This window comes from Leptothrix toolikensis (SeqCode) (genome assembly GCF_057922285.1).
Genome location: NZ_JBYSVC010000028.1, coordinates 18956 through 29473 on the forward strand (window position 1 = coordinate 18956; position 10518 = coordinate 29473).

The 10518-nt window shown below is 60.1% G+C and carries 8 protein-coding genes and 2 tRNA genes; 3 read left to right on the forward strand and 7 right to left on the reverse strand.

The features are described from left to right. Positions 1 to 536 precede the first annotated feature (536 nt). Together AC3VI7_RS06160 and AC3VI7_RS06165 are read left to right on the forward strand one after the other, a co-directional pair. A complete protein-coding gene (locus AC3VI7_RS06160) occupies positions 537 to 1400 on the forward strand; it encodes an MBL fold metallo-hydrolase (protein WP_489668596.1) in 864 nt (287 codons plus the stop codon). 17 nt (positions 1401 to 1417) lie between these two features. Further along, the gene (locus AC3VI7_RS06165) at positions 1418 to 3133 is read left to right on the forward strand and encodes a SulP family inorganic anion transporter (protein ID WP_489668597.1); all 1716 of its coding nucleotides are present in this window, start codon (positions 1418 to 1420) and stop codon (positions 3131 to 3133) included. A gap of 41 nt (positions 3134 to 3174) precedes the next feature. On the opposite strand, the gene AC3VI7_RS06170 is transcribed toward AC3VI7_RS06165, so the two are convergent. From AC3VI7_RS06170 to AC3VI7_RS06200, 7 genes are all read right to left on the reverse strand, one after another. Next, positions 3175 to 4665, reverse strand: a complete 1491-nt coding sequence (locus AC3VI7_RS06170; RefSeq protein WP_489668598.1) for an NAD-dependent succinate-semialdehyde dehydrogenase — start codon at positions 4663 to 4665, stop codon at positions 3175 to 3177. Between the two features lie 72 nt (positions 4666 to 4737). Next, positions 4738 to 4813 (reverse strand) — tRNA-His (locus tag AC3VI7_RS06175). 39 nt (positions 4814 to 4852) lie between these two features. Continuing rightward, positions 4853 to 6781: a SurA N-terminal domain-containing protein gene (locus AC3VI7_RS06180; RefSeq protein WP_489668599.1), complete on the reverse strand. Its 1929-nt coding sequence runs from the start codon at positions 6779 to 6781 to the stop codon at positions 4853 to 4855. Between the two features lie 71 nt (positions 6782 to 6852). Further along, positions 6853 to 6928 (reverse strand) — tRNA-Val (locus AC3VI7_RS06185). A gap of 79 nt (positions 6929 to 7007) precedes the next feature. Beyond that, the gene (locus AC3VI7_RS06190; protein WP_489668600.1) at positions 7008 to 7631 is read right to left on the reverse strand and encodes an L-threonylcarbamoyladenylate synthase; all 624 of its coding nucleotides are present in this window, start codon (positions 7629 to 7631) and stop codon (positions 7008 to 7010) included. A gap of 33 nt (positions 7632 to 7664) precedes the next feature. Then, a complete protein-coding gene (locus tag AC3VI7_RS06195; RefSeq protein ID WP_489668601.1) occupies positions 7665 to 8558 on the reverse strand; it encodes a 3',5'-nucleoside bisphosphate phosphatase in 894 nt (297 codons plus the stop codon). Then, the gene (locus AC3VI7_RS06200) at positions 8545 to 9054 is read right to left on the reverse strand and encodes a methylated-DNA--[protein]-cysteine S-methyltransferase (RefSeq protein ID WP_489668602.1); all 510 of its coding nucleotides are present in this window, start codon (positions 9052 to 9054) and stop codon (positions 8545 to 8547) included. Before AC3VI7_RS06200 ends, AC3VI7_RS06195 begins: the two co-directional genes overlap by 14 nt. A gap of 46 nt (positions 9055 to 9100) precedes the next feature. Here AC3VI7_RS06200 and AC3VI7_RS06205 point away from each other — a divergent pair, with 46 nt between their 5' ends. Next, the gene (locus AC3VI7_RS06205) at positions 9101 to 10498 is read left to right on the forward strand and encodes a phosphomannomutase/phosphoglucomutase (RefSeq protein ID WP_489668638.1); all 1398 of its coding nucleotides are present in this window, start codon (positions 9101 to 9103) and stop codon (positions 10496 to 10498) included. Positions 10499 to 10518 lie beyond the last annotated feature (20 nt).

The following is a 10518-nucleotide window of genomic DNA, read 5'->3' on the forward strand; positions in this document are numbered from 1 at the left end:
ACGGATCAGATAAAACTGACGAAGCCGGCGAACCGGGCACCCACGCACCCCGAAAAGCGGACTCACACGGTATGAACGCAGCCTCTTTTCTACTGATTGACGCCAATTCGACATCACATTTCTTAAGATGTATTTAAGAAAGTGGCATTTTGGCTGCGTCGGATGGATGCTGTCATGCACCTATCTTGAGTTACTTCAGAAATCATGACAACTTCGTCACGGAAAGAAGTTTGAACTCTGTTGCGCTGCGGCTGCAATGCATCACGAATCAGCCCTTGGGTCATGGGATTTCGTGGTTTTTTGCCGCTTATGTCGCCCAAGCTTTCCGGCCAACTCTGGATATGTTGCCAAACGTGACTTTGCGTGAATTTTGCCTACGAATCACGCCTATCGCGGTCACGCCAACACTTGGACCAAGTTGTCCACGATGCCGCATGACAACTAGTACATCAGTACTTTATAATATTGTGAACATGTCCGTTTTAAGGGATGTCTGTCCGTTGACTGTCCTCTCGTGAGCCGTTTTGGAGCTGTGCATGAACCTACCTGTCATTCAGTCCTTTTTCGACCCGGCGACCTTCACGGTCAGCCACATCGTGTCCGATCCCACCACGCTGAAGGCTGCGGTGATCGACAGCGTGCTGGACTTCGACCCCAAGTCGGGTCGCACCTCAACGACCAGTGCGGACCGGGTCATCGCCTACGTGCGCGATCAAGGCTTGGAGGTGGTCTGGCATCTGGAGACCCACGCTCATGCGGATCATTTTTCAGCTGCTCCTTATTTAAAGAAGCATTTGGGCGGCCAAATCGCCATTGGCTCGCACATCCGTGAAGTGCAGAAGGTCTTCAAGGGCGTTTTCAATGCCAAAGACATGAACACCGATGGCGTTGAGTTCGACCACTTGTTTGAAGACAACGAAATCTTCGCGATTGGCAACGTCCAAGCCACTGCCATGCACACCCCCGGCCACACGCCTGCTTGCATGGTTTATCTGATGGGCGAAAGCGATGCTTTTGTTGGCGATACGCTCTTCATGCCCGACTACGGCACGGCACGCTGCGACTTTCCGGGCGGTGACCCACGCATCCTCTATCGTTCCATCAAGCGGGTGCTCTCAATGCACCCCGAGACACGCTTGCACATGTGCCACGACTACATGCCAGGCGGTCGCGAGGTGAGTTGGCTCACCACCGTGGCTGATCAGCGTGCGGCCAATGTGCATGTGCGCGACGGCATCAGCGAAGACGAATTTGCCGAAATGCGCAATGCACGCGACAAGACCTTGTCGATGCCGGTTTTGATCTTGCCGGCGGTGCAAGTCAACGTGCGCGCTGGCAACATGCCGCCCGCTGAAGACAACGGCACCAGCTATCTGAAGATTCCGATCAACTTGCTCTGACTGATCGGATCCTGACCATGATGTCCACTTCTTCGTTGTCCACCCGCTGGCAAAGCTATCGATCCGGGCCTTTGGGCGACGACGTGGTGGCTGCCGTGATTGTCACCATCTTATTGGTGCCTCAAAGTTTGGCCTACGCCATGCTCGCGGGTCTACCGCCCGTCGTGGGTGTCATGGCAAGTCTGTTGCCTATCGTGGCCTACGCCATCCTTGGGTCGAGCTCGACCTTGGCCGTGGGGCCGGTGGCGGTGCTGTCCATGATGACCGCCCAAGCGATTCTGCCGGTGGCTCAAGCGCAGGGCGTTGCCCCACATTTGGCGGCGTTGGTGTTAGCGCTTGAAATTGCGGTGGTGTATTTGATCGCCGTGGTGTTGCGCCTCGAAGTCCTGGCTGCTTTGCTCGGTGCGCCGGTCTTGCACGGCTTCATCACGGGGGCCTCCATCGCCATTGCACTGGGCCAATTACCTTCATTGCTGGGTGTGGCCGTCAAAGGCAATACCTTGACGGAGATGATCGCTTCGGCCTCCAAGGCTGCGACGTTGATGCCGCAAGGCACCACTGCGTTGATTGGTCTGGGGGCCTTGCTGCTGTTGTGGTTGTCGCGCAAGTACGGCACCAAAGCGGGCAAAGCGCTGGGCTTGTCACCACGGGGTGCGCAGATGGCGGCGCGCATGGCCCCGATGTTGGTGGTGGTTTTTGCCTTGGTGCTGATCGCTTCGACGCCCGTCTGGAGCCACGGCGTCTCCTTGGCCGGTCGCATTGATCTCAAGGATGGTTTGCAAACGCCGTCGCTGTTCGACGCTCCTTTAGGCCTGTGGACGGCACTGATCGGCCCGGCCACCTTGTTGGGCTTGGTCGGGTATGTCGAAAGTTTGGCGGTGGCTGAAGCCTTGGGCTCGAAGCGCGGCGAGAAGATTTCGCCACGGCGTGAGTTGCTCGGTTTGGCTGGGGCCAACGCCGTGGCTGGTGTCACGGGTGGCATGCCGGTGACAGGCGGTTTCTCACGCAGCGTGGTGAACTTTGATGCCGGTGCTCGCACGCGGGCGGCTGGGATCTGGACGGCGTTGTTTTTGGGCATCGCGGTCTTTTTGCTGGGCGATGTGTTGCGGTTTTTGCCCAAAGCCGTGCTGGCCGCCACGATCATCATCGCCGTGCTGTCCTTGATTGATCTGCATCCCTTCCAGCAAGCTTGGCGTTTTGCCAAGACCGAGTTCGCCCTGATGAGCGCCGTGACGGTGCTGACCGTGGTGAGTGGCGTCGAGGAGGCTTTGCTGGTGGGCGTGTTGGTTTCCGTGGCGCTGCTTTTGCAGCGCACCGCTCGGCCGCACTGGGCCGAGGTGGGTCGGGTAGCGGGTACTGAAACCTTCCGCAACGTGCGCCGCTTTGAGGTTGAAACGCAACCCGAGATCCTGTCGATCCGTATCGACGAGAGCTTGCTGTTCACCAACAGCCGCTGGATCGCCGAAGAACTCAACGACCAAGTGCAAAAGCGTTCGGGCTTGAAGCACGTGGTGCTGATGATGTCTGGCGTCAACGACATCGACCTCACGGGTCTGGATGGGCTGATTCAGCTCGACAAGGATCTGCAACTCCAAGGCATCACGCTGCACCTGTCCGAAGTGAAGGGCCCCGTGCGTGATCGGCTCCATGCCGTGGGCTTGGATGAGTGGCTGAGTGGTGATCTGTTCAACACCCAGCACGAGGCGCACGCCGCGCTTGCCGGGGCACGCTAAAAAGCGTACCCGCTGGCATTTGTCGGCTTATGTTTATCGGCTTATTTCAGAAGATCGCCCAGGCAGAGGTACTTCATCTCGACGTAGTCCTCGATGCCATGGCGCGATCCTTCCCGGCCTAAGCCGGACTGTTTCACCCCGCCAAAAGGCACTTCGGCCACAGAAATCAGCCCGGTGTTGATGCCCACCATGCCGTACTCCAGCGCTTCACCGACCCGGAAAATCCGGCCGATATCGCGACTGTAGAAATAGCTGGCCAAGCCGAACTCCGTGGCGTTGGCAGCTTGGATGGCCTCCGCTTCGGTATGGAAGCGAAACACCGGGGCGACAGGGCCGAAGGTTTCTTCGCGGGCACACAGCATGTCGGCGCTCACATCGGCCAACACGGTGGGGGTGTAGAAGCGCTCGCCCAGTGCCCCAGCAGATCGGCTGCCGCCTACCACCACCTTGGCCCCTTTGGCCACGGCATCGGTGACATGGGCTTCGACCTTGGCCAAGGCCTGCGCGTCGATCAGCGGGCCTTGGGTGACGCCCGCTTCAAAGCCGTTGCCCACCTTGATGGCACCCGCCTTGGCCGCAAGCTTGGCCACAAAGGTGTCATAGACACCGTCTTGCACATAAAAACGATTGGCGCAGACGCAGGTTTGCCCAGCGTTGCGGTACTTGGAAATCATCGCGCCTTCGACCGCTGAGTCGATATCGGCGTCGTCAAAGACGACGAAAGGCGCGTTGCCACCCAGTTCGAGCGAGAGCTTCTTGATGGTCGGCGCGCATTGCTTCATCAGGATGCGACCGACTTCGGTCGAGCCGGTAAAGCTCAAGTGGCGCACCACATCGGAATCGCACAGCACCTTGCCCATGGCCACTGAGGCTTCAGCGTCACCCGTGAGCACATTCAGTACCCCCGCCGGCATGCCGGCGCGTTGGGCCAGCTCCGCACAAGCTAGGGCCGACAGCGGCGTGGCTTCGGCCGGTTTGATGATCACGGTGCAGCCGGCCGCCAAGGCTGGAGCCACCTTGCGCGTGATCATCGCGATGGGAAAGTTCCATGGTGTGATCGCTGCGCACACGCCGATGGGCTGCTTGAGCACGATGAAGCGCTTATTCGGGTCGGTGCTGGGGATGGTTTCGCCGTAAATCCGCTTGGCTTCTTCCGCGAACCACTCGATGAAGCTGGCACCGTACATCACCTCGCCACGCGCCTCCGCCAAGGGCTTGCCTTGTTCGGCCGTCATGATGCGGGCCAGATCGTCGGCGTGCTCGATCATCAAGCGGTACCAAGCCATCAAGATGGCGGCGCGTTCTTTGGCCGTTTTGCTGCGCCAAGCGGGCCAAGCGGCGTTGGCGGCTTGGATGGCTTGTTCGGCCTCTAAAGCTCCCAGCAGGGCGACATCCGCCAGCTTGGCCCCTGTGGCCGGATCGGTGACCTCAAAGCGTTGGTTGCTGCTGACCCAGACGCCGTTGAGGAGGGCATCGGTCTTGAGAAGACCGGGATCCTTGAGCATGGCTAGGGGGGTATCAAGCTGCTTCATGGGTTCCATCCTTGGGTGACGGCCACAAAAAAGGCCCCGAAGGGCCATTTTTGAATGTTTTTACTTGACTTTTGGGGTGGATGATGGGACTCGAACCCACGACAACCAGAATCACAATCTGGGACTCTACCAACTGAGCTACACCCACCGCAGAAAGAACGTCATTGTAGCAGAAAAATCGACAAGATCAACGATTGTCGCTTGGCGGCAGCGCAGTCACCTTCTGAATCTCGGCTTTGAAGCGCGTACGTAGCGCAGATTGGTAGGCATCGGTTTCGGCCTGCCCCCACAAGCGGGCGTATTGGCTTTGGGCTTGGGCGGGCGCGCCGACCAGCGCGGCATCGGCGGGCAAAACCTTCAGCACTTTGACCACAGCGTAGCCACCAGACGCCAACGCCACCCCGGTCCACGCAGGCAGGGTATGGGCAGGCACCCGCAACGCGGCATCCACCAAGTCACGCGACAGCGCCGGCTTGCCTTGCGGTGCGGCTCGCGACACCAGTTCAATCGCTGCCAGCGTTGAAGATTCATCGTGCAAATCGCCACCAAGCCACTGCTTGAGCTTGGCTTGACCTTCGCGTGAAGCTTCGAGCGCCGCCTTGTGATTCAACACGCGCTCGCGCAGCTGGTCTTTCACGTCATCCAGCGGCAAGCGATGCGCAGGGCTGTATGCAATCACCCGAGCCGCAACCAACTGGTTGGCACCGATGTCGATGGCGGCCGTGTTGCGCTTGGTGCGCACGCTGTCGGCAGCGAAAAGAGCTTCGAGCAATTTGGGTTGAGCCAAGGCCCCCGTGGCTCCCGGTGCAGCTTGGGGCGTGACGCCTTCGGCGCTTTGCAAGGCGAGCTTCATCTTGTCAGCCACCGGCTTCAAGGTGTCCTCGGCCTCGACAGCCGAGGTGAATTGCTCGGCCACTTCGGCAAAGCGTTTCTGCGCCAATTGACGCTTGAGCTCTTGTTCAATCTCGGCCTTGACGGTTTCGAAGCTGCGGGCTTCGCCACCGCGCTGATCGGTCACTTCGATCAGATGGAAGCCAAATTCAGAGGCCACCACCGCACTCAAGTCACCTTTTTTGAGGGCAAAGGCGGCGTCTTCAAAGGCTTTGGTCATGTCACCCATGCCAAACCAATCCAGATCACCACCCCGAGTGGCTGAGCCCGGATCACCCGAATGCTTGCGCGCCAGCTCGGCAAAAAGACCGCGATTCTTCTGCAACTCGGCCAGCAACGCCTCGGCTTGAGCGCGCGCCTTGGCTTTGGCATCGGCTGTAGCGTCCTTCTCCGTCTTGATCAAAATATGGCGCGCCCGACGTTCTTTGGCTTGGGTGTAGCGCGTGATGTTCTGGTCGTAATACGCCTTGATCTCTTCGGCGGGCACGGTGACGCTGCGTTGCACGGTGTCCAGATCCAGCACCACGTACTCGACCTTGGCTTGCTCGGGCTTCATGAAGGCCTGCGCTTGGGCGGGGTCATCGTAGAAAGCCTTGAGATCAGCCGGCTCAGCGCTAACACGTGGCAAAAAAGCTTTGGGCTCGAAGCGTGCGATCTGAACTTCACGGCGCTGGAAGAAGGCATCCAAGGCGATGCTGGCGACACCCGCTGTGGCCAAGGACGACTCAGCCAAACCGTTGGTGACTTGCTTGGCGGCGAGTTCTTGGCGCAGGCGAGCGACGAATTGCTCAGAGCTCAGGCCTTGCGCGGCCAGCCACTCTTTGCGCACAGTGCCGTCTTCGTTGCGCACCGCAGCAAACTGCGGATCGGTTTGAAAGATGCGTTGCAGCCGCTCATCGCTGGGCGAGAGGTTGAGCTTACGCACCGCTTCAAGCAAGACGCGCTCACGCACCAAATCATCAAGAACCCGAGCCTTCATCTGCGGCGTATCGAGCAACTTCAGATCAACGTTGGGCATCTGGGCGCGCATGCGCTCAATCTGATTGCGATAAACCGAATCCAGTTCGGCTTGGGTGATGGCACTGCCAGCCACTTCAGCCACCGTGGCATGACCTTCGTTGAATTTGTTGTAGCCCTGGATGCCGAACACCACAAAGGAGGGGAATATCAGCAGGATCAAGACAAACTGCAAGACACGGTTGTGTTGGCGGACAAATTCAAACATAGGTAGAAAGATCTGGAACCGTGTGTAGAACCGTGGAGCCGTATGGGCTAAACCGATGGGCGGTCGAGCGGTGGTGGGTGCTGAGAGGCTCGAACTCCCGACCTACGCCTTGTAAGGGCGCCGCTCTACCGACTGAGCTAAGCACCCGCTCGATGCATCGGTTCGCACGCCGCGTGCATGCCGCACGCTGGCTCACCGAAAAAGGTGGCGAATCCTACCAGAGTTTTCAAAGGCCAAGCAGCTTGATGTCGCCGCGTCCCAGTCGCATGACATTGGGCTCAGCGCCGCTGAGATCAATCACGGTGGTGGGTTCCATCGGGCATGCCCCGGCATCAAGGATCGCTTGGAGCTGATGCTCGAAGCGTTCGCGGATGTCTTGCGGATCATTCAGCGGATCGCTTTCCCCGGGGGCAATCAGGGTGGTGCCAATCAGGGGCTGTCCGAGAATCGCCAGCAGCGCTTGGGTGACGCTGTGCTCGGGTACCCGCAAACCCACCGTGCGGCGTGAGGGGTGAGACAGCCGCCGGGGCACTTCCTTGGTCGCCTCCAAGATGAAGGTGTACGGCCCCGGTGTGGCCCGTTTGAGCATGCGGTACTGGTGGTTATCGACCTTGGCATAGTTCGCCAACTCGGCCAGATCGCGGCAAAGCAAGGTCAGGTGGTGCTTGTCATCGATCTGACGGATGCGGCGCAACTGGTCCGCTGCGGCTTTGTCATCGAGATGACACACCAAAGCGTAGCTGGAATCGGTTGGGATCGCGGCGATGCCGCCCTTGTCGATGATTTGGGCCGCTTGCTTGAGCAAACGCGCTTGAGGGTTGTCCGGATGGACTTCAAAGTACTGAGCCATGGCTCGGCATTGTGCGCCGAGACCATGACAAGCTCACGTCACGCGCGACGCGCGATGGATGCGGCGTTCAAGCAAATCCCACACCTTGGGCAGATCGGCGGGCATGGGCGGCAGCGTGCCTAAGTCGATGCGACTCTCACCCGGCGCGTGGAAGTCACTGCCGCACGAAGCCGCCAAGCCGACATCGCGCGCTACTTGGGCGTACTGGATGAATTCGGCTGGGGTATGGCTGCCGGTGATGACTTCGATGCCCAAACCGCCCAAGGCTTTGAAGTCTGAAAGCAGGGCATATTCCTGCGTGGCCGTCAGCGGATAGCGCCCCGGATGGGCCAAAACCGCCAGCCCTTCGGCCCGCCGAATCCATTCCACCGCTTCGGCCAAGGTGGCCCATTGGTGCGGCACAAAACCCGGCTTGCCAGGAGTCAGGTAACGGCGGAAGACCTCGTTGGGTTCGCGGCACACCCCCGTTTTAACCAAGTGGCGCGCGAAATGGGTGCGCGAGATCAGGTCGGGGTTGCCGGCGTATTTCAAAGCCCCTTCGAACGCGCCGAGGATGCCCACCTGTGCCAGTGACGCACTCATCAAACGCGCCCGGCGCTCCCGGCCCGTGCGGATCGAAGTCATGCCGGCGCATAGATCGGGGTTGGCAGGATCGACCCCTAAACCCACGATGTGCAGGGTGTGCACACCATAGCTGGCGGAAATTTCAACCCCAGTCAGAAAACGCATGCCCAGATCAAGGGCCGCTTCTTGGGCCCGGGCGACACCACTGAGTTCATCGTGGTCGGTCAGTGCCCAAAGTTCCACGCCGTTGGCTTGCGCCCGTTGGGCCAAGGCTTCGGGTAGCAAGGTGCCATCAGAGATGGTCGAGTGGCAGTGCAGATCAACATTCACCCGCGCATTGTAGGGAGGCTCATGCCCCTTCATGGTGCAAAAGGGCTTGTTTGCGCACCAAACCAGCAGCGTAACCACGCAAGCGACCGTCTGAGCCGATAACCCGGTGGCAGGGAACCCACACCAGGATCGGATTGAGCGCCAAAGCCCGTGCTACCGCTCGAACCGCGCTGGCTTGTCCTAGGCGTTGGGCCAGCTCGCGGTAGCTACACGTTTGACCCAAGGGTACTTGGGCCACTTCGGCCCAGACCCGCTGCTGAAAGGGTGTGCCGTGGGGCGCAAGGGCCACAGCCGTGAGATAGCTAGCGAGGGTGCTTGGGTTGTGCCAGTAGGCCGCGAGGCCCTCGGCCACAGCTTGCAAGACGGGGTGATCGGCCTTGATGTCAACTTGCAGTGTGTTTGCTGCTGGCTCGTCCACAAAGCGCAGTTGCGTCAAGCCCGCATCGGTGGCAACCGCTGTCATCCAGCCCAAGGGCGTGGCGATGCGGGCAGAAAACGACAGGGATAAAGAGGATGGGGTGGGACACATGATCTACCTACAATGGCCGCCATCCTACGACTTCATCTCAACCTTCATGCAAATCGACGCAGGTGTATTCAAGGCCTATGACATCCGGGGCATTGTGGGCAAAAGCCTCAACGAGGCCTTTGCTGAACATCTTGGCCGTGCCTTTGGCACCGAAGCCTTGGCCGCAGGCGAGCGTGCGGTGGTGGTGGGCCGCGACGGACGTCTCTCGGGTCCGCGTCTGGTGCATGCCTTGATCCGGGGGCTGACCGCCACCGGCATCGATGTGGTCGATTTGGGCGCGGTGACCACCCCGATGGTTTATTACGTCGCGGCCACACGCGGCTTGCACGGTTGCAGCAGCGGCATCCAAGTGACCGGCAGCCACAATCCCAAGGATTACAACGGCTTCAAAATGGTGTTGGCGGGGGTGGCGATCCACGGCCCGGCGATCCAGGCGCTGCGCCAGCGCATGGAAACCAAGGACTACGCCGTCCCAGCGGATTCGGCCCGTGAAGGGCAAAGCGGCCAGATCGACATCCTGCCCGAGTACCTGCACCGCATCACCCGCGACTGCAAGTTGGCTCGGCCGATGCGTGTGGTGGTCGATTCGGGCAACGGCATTGCTGGGGCCTCGGCGCCTTCGGTGCTGCGCGCGCTGGGTTGCGAAGTGATTGACCTCTACAGCCGGGTCGATGGCAATTTCCCCAATCACCATCCTGATCCGTCCCGGCCAGAAAATCTGGTCGATCTGATCCAAGTGGTGCGTGCCACCGAAGCTGAACTGGGTTTGGCCTTTGACGGCGACGGTGACCGTTTGGGCGTGGTGACCCGTGACGGGCACAACATCTATCCAGATCGGCAATTGATGCTGTTCGCGCAAGACATCCTCAGCCGTCATCCCGGTGCGCCCATCATTTATGACGTCAAGTGCTCGCAACGCCTGCCCGTGGCGATCCGCGAAGCCGGTGGTGTGCCGCTGATGTGGAAGACCGGCCACTCGCTGGTCAAGGCCAAGCTCAAGGAAACCAACGCCCCAATTGCCGGTGAGATGAGCGGCCATATCTTCTTTGGCGAGCGCTGGTACGGCTTTGATGACGCGACCTACACCGCTGCGCGGCTGTTGGAAATCCTCTCGCGCAGCGACAACCCCAGCGCGGTGCTCGACGCCTTGCCCACCAGCCACAGCACGCCAGAAATCAACGTGCCCACGCCGGATCCGCACGCTGTGGTGGAGGCGTTGCGCGCCCGCCTCAATTGGCCGGACGCAGAGATCGGCACCATCGACGGCATTCGGGCCGATTACGCCGACGGCTTTGGGCTGGTGCGCGCTTCGAACACCACGCCGGTGTTGGTGCTGCGCTTTGAAGGTCACACCGCTGAAGCCTTGGCGCGCATCCAAGCGCAGTTCCTCAGCTTGCTGCGCGAAGTCTTGCCGGAGGCCACGTTCCAGGCCGCTGCGCACTGATGCGTTTGGCAAAAAGTTTG